This is a genomic window from Desulfonatronum lacustre DSM 10312 (genome assembly GCF_000519265.1).
Classification (GTDB): Bacteria; Desulfobacterota; Desulfovibrionia; order Desulfovibrionales; family Desulfonatronaceae; genus Desulfonatronum; species Desulfonatronum lacustre.
On sequence record NZ_KI912608.1, the window covers coordinates 759,349 to 774,906 of the forward strand.

Here is a 15,558-nt window from a genome sequence, read left to right on the forward strand (position 1 = left end):
AGATGAAAGGTGCGACCCTGAAAGGTCGCGAGCCAATGGCATGGTCTGAGAAGGGGGGATGGATATGTCCGAACAGCGCGTGTTGGTCACCGGGGCCACGGGATACATCGGCGGACGACTGATCAAGAAGCTGCTGGAACGCGGGCACGCGGTAACGGCCATGGCCCGTTCCCTGGGCAAGGTGGGGTGCCGACCCTGGGCCGGGCATCCGTTGGTGCGCCTGGCTCAGGGCGACGTCATGGACCAGGCTTCCCTGGAACGGGCCATGGAGGACTGCACCGCGGCCTATTATCTCGTGCATTCCATGACTCCGGGGGCCAAGGACTTCGCTTCGTCCGACAGGGTCGCGGCGGAGAACATGGCCCGGGCCGCGGATAATCAGGGGCTGTCGCGGATCATCTACCTGGGCGGCCTGGGGGAGGAGAGCGACGCGCATCTGAGCAAGCACCTGCGTTCCCGGTTGGAGGTGGCCAAGGTGTTGCGGGAGGGGCGCGTCCCCGTGACCTTTTTGCGGGCGGCGATGATCATCGGGTCGGGCAGTGCGTCGTTCGAGATTCTGCGCTACCTGACCGAACGGCTGCCGGTGATGATCACCCCGCGCTGGGTGCGCACCGAATGCCAGCCCATCGCCGTGTCCAACGTCATCGAGTACCTTTCGGGCTGTCTGGAACATCCGGAAACCACCGGCCAGACGTACGACATCGGCGGTCCGGACGTGCTGACCTATGCCCAAATGTTTCAATTGTACGCCGAAATTGCCGGACTGCCGAAGCGGGTACTGATTCCGGTCCCGCTTCTGACCCCTCATCTTTCCTCATTGTGGATCAATTTCGTGACGCCGATTCCCACGATCCTGGCCAAGCCGTTGGTGCTGGGACTGCGCAACCGGGTGGTCTGCTCGGAGAACCGGATTCGGGAGATCATCCCCCAGCCGCTGTTGACCTGCCGGGAAGCCATCACCACGGCCTTGCGGAAAATCGAGCAACTGGACGTGGAGACCTGCTGGAGCGACGCCGGGTTTCAGCCTCCGCCGGAGTGGCTGGATTGCGGGGACGCGGCCTATGCCGGGGGCACGCTGCTGGGTTTGTCCTACCACATCAAGATCGCGGCCAAGCCGGAGGAAGTCTGGCCCGTGGTGGCCGCCCTGGGCGGGGAAACCGGCTGGTACTACGGCGATTGGCTCTGGCGGCTGCGCGGGTTCATGGACCGGGTGGTCGGCGGGGTGGGGTTGCGGCGCGGGCGACGGCATCCAACGGAAATTCGGGTCGGCGACGCCCTGGACTTCTGGCGGGTGCTTCAACTGGAACCCGGGCGGCGTTTGCGCCTGTTGGCGGAAATGAAGACACCCGGGGAAGCCCTGCTGGACTTCGAACTGCGTCCCTCCGGCCAGGATGGAGCGTACACGGAAATCATCGAGCGATCCCGGTTTCTGCCCAAGGGACTGTGGGGCTTGGCCTACTGGTACGTCACCTATCCGTTCCATATCCTGATCTTCAAGGGCATGCTGGAAAAAATCGCCCATCAGACGGGACGGGCCGCCGGACCGGCCAAGCCGCTGGGGCCATCGTCCACCACGAGTTGCGCTTTGCCCGGTGGACGCTAACAGGGCCGAACGTCACTTGGTTGGTATTCTGGACGCTGGAGCTTGGGAACGATCGAAACATCGAAATCGAAATCGCTATCGAAATCGGAAAGTTGCCAGAAATCGATTTTGGTCACGATTTCGATTCCGATTTCGATAACGATCCAGAGCGCCTGCGGCTCGATAACAGATCAGCCCTGCCGTGAACCCCAAAACGATTGACCTCGCCATGGAAAGGGCCTACCGAGAGCACATTTTATCCGGATGCCTTGGAGGGCGAGAACATGTTCATGGAGGACGATGTCTTTTTTTCAGACATCAAGCTGGACCCCGAGGTTTCGTACTTTCTGTACATTGGTGAAATCAAGACGGATTGCCTGAACCAGTTCGTCAAGGAGACCCTGTCCAAAATTCACGGACGGCCTTTTGATTTCATCTCCATCCTGTCGGACGTGCTGGAATCCTACCCGCACAAGAACACCCTGGTGATCAATCCCATGGCCCGGGAACTGTACCGGGCCAAGGGGCGCAAGGTCAGTTTCCGGATCGCCCCGAGGACCTTCGCGTCCATGGTCTCGGCTTCCGCCGCGGTCAACGATCTGATCCGGCAACTCCTGGACAAGCAGGGTCAGGTGTTCATCCACGTCTTCGAATCCGTGCCGGAGCTGACCCTGGCTTTGATTCCCGACGTGCGCATCCTCGGTCCCAGCGGACACATCGCCAATATCTGGAACAACAAGCTTTACCAGCTACAGATGCTCAAGGGCACGGCCCCGCTGATCGACTACCGGGTTTGCGCGGACGCGGAGCACATGCTGGAAACGGCACGGGATCTCTGGGGGGAATGGCCGGACGGCATTTTCGTCAGCCAGCCCTATTCCGCGGCCGGGGTAAACAGCTTCCTGGCCACTACTCAGGAGGAGATCGAGACCAAAGTCGCCCACCTCAAGGGGAAGTTCTTCATCAGTCGCTATATTCCCCACCTTGACGATCCCACCGTGCTTGGCGTCGTGGCCGGACCCTCCGACGTCTTCATTGCGGCCATCGCGGACCAGGAGATTCAGGACGGAAACAAGTTTCGCGGATCGACCTTTCCGTCGGCGTTGTCTTCCGCCTTGCAGCAGGAACTGCGAGAGATCACCCGCAAGGTGGGGCAGGTCATGGGCCGCAGCGGGTATCGCGGGATTTTCGGCTGCGATTACGTTGTCGACGGCCAGGGCCGGATTTATTTCGTGGAAGTCAATGCCCGGAAACAGGGCACCACCATGGAAATGTGCTGTACCCTGGAAAACGCGTTGCCCGCGGACACGCCCGGCTTGTTGGAACTGGAGTACCACGCCGTGATGCACAATCGGTTTCCGGAAAACAAGATGGAAATCGTCGACGCTCTGGGAGACATTTGTTGGCGGACCTACAATTACAAGTTGGACACGGAAGCCGAGACCAATCAGATCGTGCCCGTTGATGAGGATGAACGAACCCTGTTCAGGGAGGTCAAGGCGGGCAGACAGGACCACGGCGTGATCGTGATGGAACATGTCGGCGGCAGGCTTGCCGTGCAACCTGGGACGTTCCTGGGTCGCGTGGTGGCCGTTGGTCACACCCGGGCGCAGTTGGAAGAGGATATCCGTCTGGGCATCCAACAGCTCAAGGAATCCATTTTCGATACGCTACAGACCCAAACCACAACGAAGGATGACTGATCATGAGCAGCACGACCCCGCATGTCTTGGATTCGTTTACCGAGGTTTTTTTTGAAGACTTGTTCATGGCCGAGGGGGATACTTCCGCATCGGAAGTACAACTTGCCGCTGTGGCTGAGTTGAAGGACGCGGCCTTGACCCAGGACCGCACCGGCCCCATTGTCGAACTCTTCGCGGAATTGGCTCGGATTCATGGTGAGCAGGGCCTGACACCGGAACAGCTTGGCCTGACCCGGGAGGAACTTGTCACGTTGGCGGACAAGCATGCCAAACTGGATGAACACGGTGTGACCGTGGGTGGACGAGTAGGCAAGGCCCTGCCCATTGTCGCCGAAGCCAAGTCCCGGATCACCGACTATCTGGAACGCCACGCCGTGGAAGCCCCCAGCGGGATCGAGGCCTGGGAGCGAATCCAGGAGAATCAGGCCCGAATCAAGCGCGTACTGGGCATGACCGACGAGGACTGGAACTCCTATTCCGGACAGTTGCGCCATGCCGTGGAGGACGTGGACGCGCTGGCCTCGATTATCGATCTGCCGGCCAAGGCCGTGGAGGAGGTCCGACGGGTCACCCAAACCTACCGGATGCGCCTGACCCCATACTATGCCAGTCTGATCCTACCGAATCGGAGCAACGACCCCGTGCTGCTTCAGGCCGTGCCCACCGCGGAAATGATCGACAACGCCGGGGTGGAGATCCCGCCGGTGGCCGCGGACCATTCCCCGGCCCGGCTGATCGACCAGTTCTATCCCCGGGTGGTGACCATCAAGGCCACCAACATGTGCGCCATGTACTGTACCCACTGTCTGCGCATCGCGCACATCGGCGCCAAGGACCGGATCTACAGCAAGGAAGCCTACGGCGAAGCTCTGGACTATATCCGGGGCAACCCGGAAATCCGGGACGTCCTGGTTACCGGCGGAGACGCTTTCGTGCTGCCCAACTCCATGCTGGAATGGCTCCTGGGTGAACTGGACTCCATCGAGCATGTGCGGATGAAGCGGCTGGGGACCAGGATCCCGGTCACCACGCCGCAGCGGGTGGACGGGGCATTGCTGGACATCCTGGAGGCCAGCAATGAGCGCAAGCCGGTGCGCGTGGTCACTCAGATCAATACGGCCCAGGAGATCACTCCGGTGTCCAAGGCCGCGTTCAAGGCGATTTCCGGGCGCGTCATGGCAGTGATGAACCAGGCCGTGCTGCTCAAGGGCATCAACGATACGAAGGTCAAGATGTGGAAGCTGTGCGAGACCATCCAGGAGTCCTACGTCCGGCCCTACTACGTGTTCAATTGCAGCTACCGCAACCCGCAGTTCACGCATCTGCGCGTTCCCGTGGCCACGGGACAGGAGATCATCGAGAGCATGTACGGCAACATCTCCGGTGATGCCATCCCCCGGTACATCGCCACGGCCGGCGGCAAGATTCCCCTGCACAAGACCAACCTTCTCGGGCGCAAGGACGGCAACCTGCGGATGCAGAAGCCCTGGAACGAGGAGCGGGTGATGTATCCGGACGCTGATCCCGGAGAGTACGCCCGCCAGGATTTCGGATTTGCCAGGTATCGGGTCGACACGGAAAAATAGTCGCCCCATGCACGATCAAATCATCGCCTATCTGGCGGAAAAGGAAACCGAAGCCGTTGAACTGTTGCGGCGTTTGGTGGAGATCCAGAGCGGCAGCCGGAACAAGCCGGGCCTGGACCTTATGGCCGAGGTCATGGGCGAGATCCTGGGGCAGGTCTTGCCGGACGTCCGAGTCCTGCCCTTTGCCGACTACGGGAACATGGTCCAGGCTTCCTCCGGACCATGGAGCCGTGGCGAATCCGGCTTCGCCCTGGTGGGACACATGGATACCGTATTCCCCGCGGACACGTCGTTCACCACCTTTCAGGAAGACGGCGAGATCTGTCGCGGGCCCGGGGTTTACGACATGAAGGGCGGCCTGGTGGTGGGCGTTTACGCGCTCAAGGCGCTCCGGAGCCTGGGCGTTTTGAATGACATGCCGGTGACGTTTTTGTGTAATTCCGACGAGGAGATCGGCTCCCCGGCTTCCCGGCCCTGGATCGAGGAGCAAGCCGTGCGTGGTCTGGCCTGTTTGGTGTTTGAAGGCGGGGGGCTGAACCGGGAAGTGGTCACGGGCCGCAAGGGCAGGCTGGGTTTGCGGGTGACGGTTCGCGGAAGGGCCGGGCACGCGGCCAAGGGCGGCTCCAAGGCCAGCGCGATCCTGGAACTGGCCCACAAGATCACGGCTTTGGAAGCCTTGAACCACGACGTGGAAATCACCGTGAACGTGGGCCGCGTGGAGGGCGGGATCGGGCCGAATACCGTCCCGGAACTGGCTCAGGCCTTGGTGGACGCCCGGTTTCTCTCACCTGAAGGTCAATCCCGGCTGCGGGAGTCGATGGCGGATATTTTCGCGGATCAAACCGTTCCCGGTACGTCCTGCGAGCATGTCGAAACCACGGGCCGTCCTGCCATGCCCCAATCCGAGGCGAATAAGCACCTGTACGCGGCGGCCCGGAGGCAGGCGGCGCTGTTGGGATACGACTTGCCCGACGAGCTGCGTTTCGGAGTTTCCGACGCCAACTTCATTGCCGACCGGGGCGTTCCGGTTCTGGACGGGCTGGGACCGCTGGGCGATCTGGATCATAGCGACAAAGAATACATCGTCAGGCGCAGTCTGCTGGAGCGGTCCGCCCTGGTCGCCTCATTGCTGCTGGATTTGTGGACCAACCGGCCCCGTTGACCGCGAATCCTCGGCGTTTGACATCAGCACTCATCTTCGGCATATCACTTCGGACAAGATTGGTGAGAGGTGAATTTGTTTGATTTTTAACATTTTTGTTATGGAGGTGTGAGTATGGTAGGAAAGAAATGGTTCGTAGCCTTGGTCGTCGCCCTTGGATTGGCGTTGTCCGCGCCCCAGGCCATGGCGAAGCAGGACATTCTGTTCGGCGGAGCGTCCATTACCGGTGTTTACTATCAGGTCGCCCTGCAGATCAGCAACATGATGAACAAGCACATGGGCGGGGAGTACAACTACATCGGTCGGCCCACCGGCGGCTCGGTGTTCAACATCAACGCCCTGGATCGCGGAGCGTTCGACTTCGCCGTGGCCCAGTCCGACCGGAATTTTCAGGGCTTCAACGGCACCGCGGACTGGGAAGGCAAGCCGGTCACGGCTTTGCGCAGCGTGTTCAGCATGCATCCCGAGACCGTCATGCTGGTCACCCGCAAAGATACGGGCATTACCAGCGTTGACGGCTTGAAGGGCAAGCGGGTGAACATCGGCAATCCCGGTTCCGGTCAGCGCGGCAATGCCGAAGATGTCCTGCGCATGTACGGGCTGGATTTCAACACGGATTTCCGGGCCGAGGCGCTCCAGCAGCATGAAGCTTCCCGGGCCCTGGTGGACCGCAACATCGACGCTTTTTTCTACACCGTGGGCAACCCCAGCGCGGCCATTGAAGAGCCCGCCCAGTCGGTGGATCTGGACATGGTTCCCCTGAATTCCGACGCCGTCAAGGCGTTCGTTGCCGAGCATCCCTTTTACATCACGACCAGCATCCCGGCCGGCACATACCGCGGCATTGACCGGGACATCGAGACCTACGCCGTGACCGCCACCGTGGTCACCAACGACTCCGTCTCTGAGCAGGTGGTCTACGACATGGTCAAGACGGTATTTGAAAACCTGGATGAGTTGCGGGCTTCCCACGCCGCTTTCCGTCATCTGAAGCCCGAGGAAATGCTGCAGGGTCTTTCCGCTCCGCTGCATCCCGGCGCCGAGAAGTACTATAAGGAAAAAGGCTGGATGTAGCCTGTCTTGTTTGCTCAGGGGCGGTTTGCGAACCGCCCCTGTTTTGTTCCTCCCTCCGCATTGTTCTCACAAGCACTAAAGGTCCGCCATGACCGATCAGGAACGTACCGAAACTACGCCGCGAGGCGTTGAGCACGCCGTCGAACCTGACACAGAGGGTTCGCGCAAGAAAACCCGGGTCCGTCAGTCCGCCGAAGACATGGTGGCCATGGTCGAAGCCGGGGCTCGGGAGCCGAAGCATCCAGTCGCTGCCTGGATCATCACCCTGTTGTGTCTGGCGTGGTCCGGATTTCAGTTGTATCTGGCCTATGAGCCGATGAACTCCCACATCGCCCGTTCCTGGCACCTGGGATTCGCCATCTGCCTCGCCTTTTTGGCCTACCCGGCCTACAAGCAGTACAGTCCGCCCATGTGGGTCACCTGGACCCGGAAGATGATTCCCAGCTTCGCCCGTCGCTCCATCCGGACGCATATCCCGATTTACGACATCCTGCTGGCCATTCTGGCCACGGCCGGGGCCCTGTACATCTGGTGGGACTACAGCGGGATCATCACCCGGATGGGCCTGCCTTCGCAGCTGGACATCTGGATGGGCGTGATCCTGGTCGTGCTGCTGCTGGAAGCGGCAAGGCGCGCTCTGGGGCCGGCCCTGGCAGTTCTGGCGGGCATTTTTTTGCTGTACACCATTATTGGTCCTCATTTGCCCGCGCTGTTGCGCCACCGGGGCGTTCCCCTGGATTTCATCATCAGCGACATGTACCTGACCACTACGGGCATTTTCGGCGTTCCTCTGGGCGTGTCCACGGACTTCGTGTTCTTGTTCGTCCTCTTCGGGGCTCTTCTGGACCGGGCCGGGGGGGGCAAATATTTCATCGACGTGGCCTTTTCAGCCCTGGGCACCTTCCGGGGCGGTCCGGCCAAGGCCGCGGTCATGGCCTCCGGGTTGACCGGCCTTGTTTCCGGCTCCTCCATCGCCAACACCGTGACCACCGGAACCTTCACCATTCCGCTGATGAAAAAGGTCGGCTTTCCGGCGCACAAGGCCGCGGCCATCGAAGTGGCTTCCTCGGTCAACGGGCAACTCATGCCGCCGATCATGGGCGCCGCGGCGTTCATCATGGCCGAGATCATCGGGATACCGTACCTGGACGTGGTTCGCGCGGCCTTGTTTCCGGCCCTGATCGCATATCTGGCCTTGCTGTACATCGTACACCTGGAGGCCCTGAAAATGGGCATCAAGGCCCTGCCGCGCAAGGAACTGCCCAAGTTCGGCAAGACCGTGCTCCGGGGCTGTCACTTCATCATTCCCCTGGGCGTGCTGATCTTTTATTTGGTGATCATGCGCCGTTCCCCCATCGCCTCGGCGCTGTACGCCATTGAGAGCCTGGTCGTGATCATGCTCGTCCAGCGGCCGATCATCGCCTTCCTGTCCCTGGGCATGCACAAGCGGGCCGGGACCCTGGACCCGAACATCGACCTGAAGCGCTTTTTGCTGACCGCCACCTGGCAGGGGCTGCACGATGTCTGGAGCGGGATGATCATGGGAGCGCGGAACATGGTTTCCGTGGGCGTGGCGACGGCCACGGCCGGGATCATCGTCGGCGTGGTGACCATCACCGGTTTGGTGGGTCGCTTCATCACCATCATCGCCACCCTGTCCATGGGCAACATCGTGCTTATGCTGGTCTTTACGGCCATCACCAGTCTGATCCTGGGCATGGGCATGCCCACCACGGCCAACTACATCATCATGGCCACGCTGACCGCGCCGGTGATCATCCAGCTCGGCGGAGACGCCGGATTGATCTTCCCGCTGATCGCGGCCCACTTGTTCGTTTTTTATTTCGGCATCCTGGCCGACGTGACTCCGCCGGTGGGCCTGGCGGCCTATGCCGGAGCGGCCATTGCCCGCACGGACCCGATCAAGACCGGGGTTCAAGGGTTCGCCTACAGCCTGCGTACGGGCATCCTGCCGTTCATCTTCCTGTTCAATACCGAGCTGTTGATGATTTCCGGGGTGACCGAAACCGGCAAGGTGATCTGGCTGGAGGATCCATGGTATCTGACCTGGGTTTTTTTCTCCGGTCTGATCGCCATGTTCGCCTTTGCCTCGGCCCTGCAAGGCTGGCTGGTCACGCGCTGCAACTGGCTGGAGCGGCTCTTCCTGCTGTCCGTCTGCGCCACCACCTTCCGCCCGGGCGTCTTCGCGGCCTACCTGCCCTTCGATCGTCTGGGCATGCAGATCCTCGGCGTGGCCATGTACTTCTCCCTGTTCGCGTGGCAGATGTACCGGTCGAAACGAACAGGCGGCGACGCCATGACTTCCCCGGCTTGTTGACGCAGACCCCGTGCTTTCAAAAAACAAGACCACGGACTCGGCATTTTATACCATTGAACCGCTGGACCGTTGATCCCCTGAACCCTCCAATCCGACAGTGGAGTCGACATGTACAAGCGCATCCTTGTTCCCATTGATATCCAGGAAGGCGAGCGCACCCGAAAGATGAGCCTTGAGCGCGCCGCCGAGTTATGCCGGTTTTATGATGCGAAGATGTTTGCCCTGACCGTGGTTCCGGACATGGGCATGCCCATCGTGGCCGACTACTTTCCCTCCGACGCCGGCGACAAGATCGTGGCCGACGCGGAAAGTCTCCTGCACGAGCTGGTGGACGCCCATATCCCCGACGACATCGACGTCCAGCACCTCGTGGCCCAGGGCTCCATCTATCGCCGGATTTTGCGTATGGCCGAAAAAGTCGAAGCCGACCTGATCATCATGCCCGCCCACCGCATCAAACTGCAAGACTACCTCCTCGGCACCAACACCTCCAAGGTCGTCCGCCACGCCAAGTGCTCGGTTCTCGTGTTGCGTTGCGAGAGCTGAGTTTGTTCGGAGAGATGGCTGGTTCAATCGTAACTACTCAGCACAGAGTAATTCTGTTGCCGGGGTCGGAATCGGAATCGGGATCGGGATCGAAAGCGCTGGGATGCGTTCTCAATTCTTCCTGTTTCGATTCCGACTCCGATACCGACCCCGACACCGATTGCCGGAGCATGAACGGACGCAAAATGTGCTGAGTAGATACGTTCAATCTTGCAAAGCACTTCCTCTCCGATAGCATGCCGGGGGCTGTGAGGCCTCCGGCATTTTTTTTCTCCGGTCTAAAAACTCCAACTAATCTTGGCCTCGAACCCTAAAGTCGCGTCCAGGTCGTGGCTTCGGCGTTTGTCGCCGCCGGAGTCGGAGACTTCCAGTCTTCGGTTGAAGTTGTAGGTCGGGCCGATGCGCAGCAGCAGGGTGGGGGTGGGGGTGACGTCCAGATAAAGGCCGGTGGTGAACATCCGTGATCGGACATATCCTCTGGGCATGACGGTACTGTCGTCAGCCAGGCGGTAGGTGTCCGAGTTGATGCCGAATCCCAGCCAGGTGGACCAGACAGGGGATACGGTGTAGCGCAATTCGCTTTTCGGGAATCCGAGTCGGCCGGAGAAGCCCGGGGCGCGGGGATTGCGGTACTGTAAAAAGGGACCGGCCATGGCGAAAGTGCTGGAAAAAGCGAATTTGGTGGTGGGATCCACGCCGATGAATCCTCCCAGGCCCACGGTCCAGTCTTCATTCCAGGCATAGACTAGGCCTCCGTTGGCAGCCACGCCCACGGACCGGGAGAGCTCCCGCTCGAACCCGGAACGGATCGCTCCCTGGACAAAGTAGGACCAGCGTTGGGAAAGAATACCGCGCTGGTTGACCATGAAGGTCAGCACGTGCAGCGAATCCCATGGGGCATCCTGTCCGTTTCCAAAAGGCAGGGCGCTCTTGTCCTCCCAGGAATACCAGTTGGAGTGCCAGCCCAGACTGAAGCGGGACCAGGAGGCGTCTGCCCGGGTCTGGGTCACGGAGACTTTGCCCTGGTCGTCGCCCACGGCACTGTTGAACAGATGAAAACCGCTGAGCGCGACGCTTCCGGATGGGGCGCCAAATCCAGGCCTACTTTGGGTGGAAGCTGGTGGGCCATCCTGCCCGTGGGCCGGGCCTACGAGAACCAGGGTGGCCGCGATGAGCAGGGCGATGAAAAATGGCAGTCGGGGTTTGACTCTCCACGGGGATACATTTCGACTCGCGCGGGACAGGGACATGTGAAGGACCTCCAAAGAATGCGATATCAATAATGTGGTGGGTATCCAGTGCTTTCTGTATGGTGAGCTGAGTTGTTGCAAAAAAAAATCCCGCCATGCGCGAGCATGGCGGGAGCGGGAAAAGTCCGCTAGGCGCGGCATCTCCAGGATTGTTCCTCGCCTTGGGCGAGGCGCTGGATGTTGTCCTTGTGCCGCGAGTAAACCAGGGCCATGATGACCAAGGTCACCGGAAGCAGGCTGTAGGATTCGGTCAGCAGCATGAAGATGGGCATCAGGGTGACCAGGACCAGGGAGCCCAGGGAGACGTACCCGCCCAGCTTGATTACGGTCAGACAGACGATCAGGGCCAATACGGCCGGCCAGAAGGCCAGTCCAAGAAAGATGCCCACGGTGGTGGCCACGCCTTTGCCGCCTTTGCCGTCCAGAAACACGGAGAACATGTGCCCCAGGAGCACGGCCAGGGCGGTGAGGGACAGGAACAGCCAGGAGTCGCTGAAGGAGGCGGCCACGCCCACGGCGAAAAGGCCTTTGAGGGCGTCCAGGATCAGCGTCATCGCGCCACAGCATGTGCCGCAAACCCGGGCCACGTTGGTCGCGCCCATGTTTTTGCTGCCGTGCAGCCGCGGGTCGGGCAGTCCGCGCATTTTGGTCAACAGCAGGCCGAAAGGAATGGCCCCGATCAGATAACTCATGCCCAGCCATAAAATGCTCAACATCGTCTACTCCTTTTCCTCGGTTTGATCATCAATAATCTCCACAACCTTGATTTCATTTAGTAATGGATCAATCCTTCCCAGGCGGAGGCCGTAGTTTCCACCGATGAGAAACTTGTCCCCCAGCAGGCGCTTGGGCGCTCGGACCTGTACCTGCTCGGCGGGCAAAGAGAATACCGCCTGAGTCGGTGTTTCGTCCACTAAAATCGCGCCCCAAATTTTGTCGTTGGCGCTTTGTTGGCGTAAATACTCCAGTTTCCAGTAGCGCGACCGGGTTCGTTGCACTCGGCCCACCGCCTCCATCCTGGCCCGCCAAAAGGGGAGTGCGGCGTCCAGGTCCCGCTTGGTCAACCGGGCCGATCCCTGGTCCAGTCGGGAAGCCACCTGGGCCAGGTTGATGAAATCCACGTAGCGCCGCAACGGCGAGGTGATGGAGGCGTAGGCCGAGACGCCGAGGCTGGCGTGGGGCGCGGGCTTGGTCTGGATGGCGGCGTTGGCCAGCAGGCGGGACAGGCGGTACATGTCTTCCGGTCGCGTGTAGCACCCGCCGATACCCGGTGGAAGGGCGACGTTCTGGGTCCGGAAAAGCAGGGGAACTTCGTGCTCCCGCGCCCATCCGGCCAGCCGCGTGTTGGCCAGGACCATGAATTCGCTGACCAGGAGCTGAGCCTTGGGCGAGGCCGGCTTTTCCTCCCGAACGACTCGGATGCCCGCGCCTTCACCGACCAGTTTCAGATGCGGGTCCTGCTGATCAAAGACCACGGCGTTGTCGGCGATGCGGTGGTCGCGGAGCATCTCGGCCAGGACATGGGCCGAGGCGAAGGGTTCGATTCCGGCCAGGATGTCCGCCTCCACCTGTTCGTAGTGCGTATTGGCATGCACCCGGACCCAGCCCAGGCGCGGCTCGATGGAGCGGACCCGGGCTTCGGGGTCCAGGTCCAATTCCAGAAGCAGGGCTGGTCGCTCCACGTCCTGGCGCAGGCTGAACAACTCGATGCCCAACCGTTCCGGAAGCATGTGGCTGACGCCTTCGAGAAGATAGAGGCTGGAAGCCCGTTGCGACACGGCCTGGTCCAGTTCCGAGAGCCAGGACCATTCCAGACAGGGCCGGGCGATGGCCAGGGTCAGGCGGAATCCCTGGTCCGCGGTCCGTTCCAGGGCGAAGGCGTCGTCGATGTCCCGGGTGGACGGGGAGTCCACGCTGAACAGCGTCAGGGGGGCCGGAGGAGAGACGCGGCCTCGGACCGCTTCTTCCAAGCGCTGAATCTCCGGCAGGAATTCTCGGCTCCAGTCGTCTTGCCAATCGTAGTCAGCCTGGGCCAGCAGATAGTTGTGGTGGGCCGGTACGAGTCCCCAGGCTTGGGCCAGGAGCAGGGCTTGCTGGGGATGATCCGGGATGCGCTTGGTCAGGTTGCGCCAAAGGTCGTCCGTGGCCGGGTCCTCGGGCTGATTGATGCGTCGCAGCAGCAGTTCCCTGAGTTTCGTGGCCGTGGATTCCAGAGGAGGCGGGAAGGAGGCATCGGTTTTCCCGGACGCTTTCGAAACTCCGATTTGCCACAAGTGGTGGAAAAAGTCCTGTCCGGCCGCAACCAGTTCCTGGTGCTCACGGGCCGCTTCCTGTTCGGTCAACCGGGCGAGGACGGTTTGTTCCGGATAGATCAGAAACGACGGCGGCTGAAACTTGAAATGGGTCTTGGCCTCCAGCAGAACGCGACCCAGGGCCGAACGCTGATCCGGGCCGGGTTCCTCCCAGAGCAGGTCGGCGAACCATTCCAAAGGGGCCGCGTCCAACTCGCCCTGGGCCAAGCTCCAGATCTCCATGACGTCGATGGACTCGGTCAACGCCTTGCGGGATTCCAAGTGTCGGGCCAGCCGCTCTTCATTCTCAGCGCGGGTGGCCGGGAGGGCATACTTCGGACCGTGCCAGGGCAGGAGCCTGGCCGCCGGCAGGTTCATTTCCCGGCCTCTCTGGGTGAACAGGCGGGTTCGCCCGCCCTGTTCCTCCAGCATCACGGCCAGGTTGACCTGGTTGTCCTGCAGGTATTCGACCAGGGAGCCGGGGCCGGGGGACGAGGAGGGGGAAGATGAGGTCAAAACGAATTCCGGATTCTTTTAGTTGACTGTTGAAAAAGTCATTGTCTCCAGTCCGTTCAAAAATTCCAAGTGCAAGGAGCAAAAAAAGTTCAAGGTCGAAGCGTATTTATTGATACGTGAGAGTTTGAACTTTTTGCAGCGACGCAGCAATTGGGAGTTTTCAACGGACTGTTAGTGCCGAAAGGAGCGCTGCCCGGTGAAAACCATGGCCACCTGGGGATCAGCCTGGTTGACCGCGGTGATGACCTCATGATCCCGGATGGAGCCGCCGGGCTGGGCGATGGCCGTGACGCCCTGGGCCACGGCCAGGTCCACGCCGTCCCGAAAGGGGAAGAAGCCGTCGGAAACCAGGACCGTTCCGGGCAGGCCGCCCTTTGCCGTCTCGGTCCGGGCCTGGATGTCTACCAGAATCCGACGCGCTTCCGGGTCGGTCTCGGCCTTGTTCTGAAGCTCGTAAAGGGAAACGCCCTGTTCGGTGAAGCTGAGCCAGTCCGCGTATTTGGTGTAGGCTTTGTGAATGGTCAACTGGACGCATCCGACCCGGTCCTGCTCGCCGGTGCCCACGGCCACGGTGGCCCCGTCGCGGACAAAGAGCACGGAGTTGGAGGTCACGCCGGCCTCCACGGCCCAGGCAAAGAGCAGGTCGTCCATTTCCCTGGCATTGGGCGTCCTGGCCTGGAGCAGGACACCGTCGCGCTCGGCCTTGGACGGCAGGAAATCCTGGGGACCGCGGATGCGGTTGCGGAACGAGAACTGGACGATCACTCCGCCGTCGGCCAAGGATTTGACGTCCAGGAAGGGCTTGTCCGCGAAGGTTTTCAACTCCGCCAATCCGGGAATGCGCAGAATGCGCAGGTTCTTGCGCTTTTTGAGGATGTTCAGGGCCTCGGGGTCATACTCCGGGGCCGCCACCACCTCGAAGTAGGATTCGTTAATGAACGCAGCGCAGGCCGCATCCACGCCGCGATTGACCACCACCGTACCCCCGAAGGCCGCGATCCGGTCGCTCCAGAACGCTTTTTTCAGGGCGGTCTCCAGCCCCTGGTCGTTCCAGGCCGCGCCGCAGGGGTTGTTGTGCTTCAGGATCACCGCGGCGGGCTTGGCGTGCAGGTACTGAAGAATGTTGATCCCGTTGTCCACGTCCGTGAGATTGATCTTGCCGGGGTGCTTGCCGGCCTGGAGCATGTGCTCTTCGGTCAGGGCGGAGACCAGGCCGTCCCCGGCCTCGCGAAAGGCCACGCCGTCCAGTTCCAGCGTCCCTTGGGCCAGGGCGTACAGGGCCGCCGGCTGGTCCGGATTTTCTCCGTACCGCAGCCCCCGATCCTCCCCGTCGATGTGCCAGGTACGCTTTTCGAACTTTAATTCTTGGTCACCCAGGGTGATGGTCATGGTCCTGGGAAACGGGTCCGTGGACAGGGTGCGGTAGACGGTTTTCAGGTCGGACATGGTCGCTCCTCATACTGCTTGGGGTGTGGCTTGGGTTGATGTTCAGATCGGCTTTCGCCTCCTG

Annotated in this window: 11 protein-coding genes; 7 read left to right on the forward strand and 4 right to left on the reverse strand. The window is 61.1% G+C overall.

Features of this window, described 5'->3' with window-relative positions:
• Positions 1 to 64 precede the first annotated feature (64 nt).
• From DESLA_RS0103585 to DESLA_RS0103620, 7 genes are all read left to right on the forward strand, one after another.
• Positions 65 to 1,603: an SDR family oxidoreductase gene (locus DESLA_RS0103585; protein WP_028571415.1), complete on the forward strand. Its 1,539-nt coding sequence runs from the start codon at positions 65 to 67 to the stop codon at positions 1,601 to 1,603.
• 263 nt (positions 1,604 to 1,866) lie between these two features.
• Complete coding sequence (locus tag DESLA_RS0103595; protein ID WP_028571416.1) at positions 1,867 to 3,285, forward strand: ATP-grasp domain-containing protein; 1,419 nt, start codon at positions 1,867 to 1,869, stop codon at positions 3,283 to 3,285.
• Between the two features lie 2 nt (positions 3,286 to 3,287).
• Positions 3,288 to 4,871, forward strand: coding sequence for a KamA family radical SAM protein (locus DESLA_RS0103600; protein ID WP_035261313.1), 1,584 nt, complete (start codon positions 3,288 to 3,290; stop codon positions 4,869 to 4,871).
• Between the two features lie 7 nt (positions 4,872 to 4,878).
• A complete protein-coding gene (locus DESLA_RS0103605) occupies positions 4,879 to 6,033 on the forward strand; it encodes a M20 family metallopeptidase (RefSeq protein ID WP_028571418.1) in 1,155 nt (384 codons plus the stop codon).
• Positions 6,034 to 6,147: 114 nt separating this feature from the next.
• Positions 6,148 to 7,107 carry a TAXI family TRAP transporter solute-binding subunit gene (locus tag DESLA_RS0103610; protein WP_028571419.1) on the forward strand — a complete coding sequence of 320 codons (960 nt, stop codon included), beginning with the start codon at positions 6,148 to 6,150 and terminating at the stop codon, positions 7,105 to 7,107.
• An 88-nt stretch (positions 7,108 to 7,195) separates the two neighbouring features.
• A complete protein-coding gene (locus tag DESLA_RS18485; RefSeq protein ID WP_084031858.1) occupies positions 7,196 to 9,445 on the forward strand; it encodes a TRAP transporter permease in 2,250 nt (749 codons plus the stop codon).
• Between the two features lie 108 nt (positions 9,446 to 9,553).
• Positions 9,554 to 9,991, forward strand: a complete 438-nt coding sequence (locus tag DESLA_RS0103620) for a universal stress protein (protein ID WP_028571420.1) — start codon at positions 9,554 to 9,556, stop codon at positions 9,989 to 9,991.
• A 278-nt stretch (positions 9,992 to 10,269) separates the two neighbouring features.
• Here DESLA_RS0103620 and DESLA_RS0103625 read toward each other — a convergent pair whose 3' ends face one another.
• The 4 genes from DESLA_RS0103625 to DESLA_RS0103640 form a co-directional block, all read right to left on the reverse strand.
• Positions 10,270 to 11,241, reverse strand: a complete 972-nt coding sequence (locus DESLA_RS0103625; RefSeq protein ID WP_028571421.1) for a hypothetical protein — start codon at positions 11,239 to 11,241, stop codon at positions 10,270 to 10,272.
• A gap of 128 nt (positions 11,242 to 11,369) precedes the next feature.
• Positions 11,370 to 11,957, reverse strand: a complete 588-nt coding sequence (plsY, locus tag DESLA_RS0103630; RefSeq protein WP_028571422.1) for a glycerol-3-phosphate 1-O-acyltransferase PlsY — start codon at positions 11,955 to 11,957, stop codon at positions 11,370 to 11,372.
• 3 nt (positions 11,958 to 11,960) lie between these two features.
• The gene (locus DESLA_RS0103635; protein WP_028571423.1) at positions 11,961 to 14,048 is read right to left on the reverse strand and encodes a ribonuclease catalytic domain-containing protein; all 2,088 of its coding nucleotides are present in this window, start codon (positions 14,046 to 14,048) and stop codon (positions 11,961 to 11,963) included.
• A 171-nt stretch (positions 14,049 to 14,219) separates the two neighbouring features.
• Positions 14,220 to 15,494 carry an IMP cyclohydrolase gene (locus DESLA_RS0103640; protein ID WP_028571424.1) on the reverse strand — a complete coding sequence of 425 codons (1,275 nt, stop codon included), beginning with the start codon at positions 15,492 to 15,494 and terminating at the stop codon, positions 14,220 to 14,222.
• Positions 15,495 to 15,558 lie beyond the last annotated feature (64 nt).

Bases quoted from the DNA above. Each gene is read 5' to 3' on its own strand.
- DESLA_RS0103605 (WP_028571418.1), top strand. From the start codon at position 4,879: ATGCACGATCAAATCATCGCCTATCTGGCGGAAAAGGAAACCGAAGCC.
- DESLA_RS0103625 (WP_028571421.1), bottom strand. From the start codon at position 11,241: ATGTCCCTGTCCCGCGCGAGTCGAAATGTATCCCCGTGGAGAGTCAAA.
- DESLA_RS0103610 (WP_028571419.1), top strand. From the start codon at position 6,148: ATGGTAGGAAAGAAATGGTTCGTAGCCTTGGTCGTCGCCCTTGGATTG.
- DESLA_RS0103600 (WP_035261313.1), top strand. From the start codon at position 3,288: ATGAGCAGCACGACCCCGCATGTCTTGGATTCGTTTACCGAGGTTTTT.
- DESLA_RS0103595 (WP_028571416.1), top strand. From the start codon at position 1,867: ATGTTCATGGAGGACGATGTCTTTTTTTCAGACATCAAGCTGGACCCC.
- DESLA_RS0103640 (WP_028571424.1), bottom strand. From the start codon at position 15,494: ATGTCCGACCTGAAAACCGTCTACCGCACCCTGTCCACGGACCCGTTT.
- DESLA_RS18485 (WP_084031858.1), top strand. From the start codon at position 7,196: ATGACCGATCAGGAACGTACCGAAACTACGCCGCGAGGCGTTGAGCAC.
- DESLA_RS0103620 (WP_028571420.1), top strand. From the start codon at position 9,554: ATGTACAAGCGCATCCTTGTTCCCATTGATATCCAGGAAGGCGAGCGC.
- DESLA_RS0103585 (WP_028571415.1), top strand. From the start codon at position 65: ATGTCCGAACAGCGCGTGTTGGTCACCGGGGCCACGGGATACATCGGC.
- plsY (WP_028571422.1), bottom strand. From the start codon at position 11,957: ATGTTGAGCATTTTATGGCTGGGCATGAGTTATCTGATCGGGGCCATT.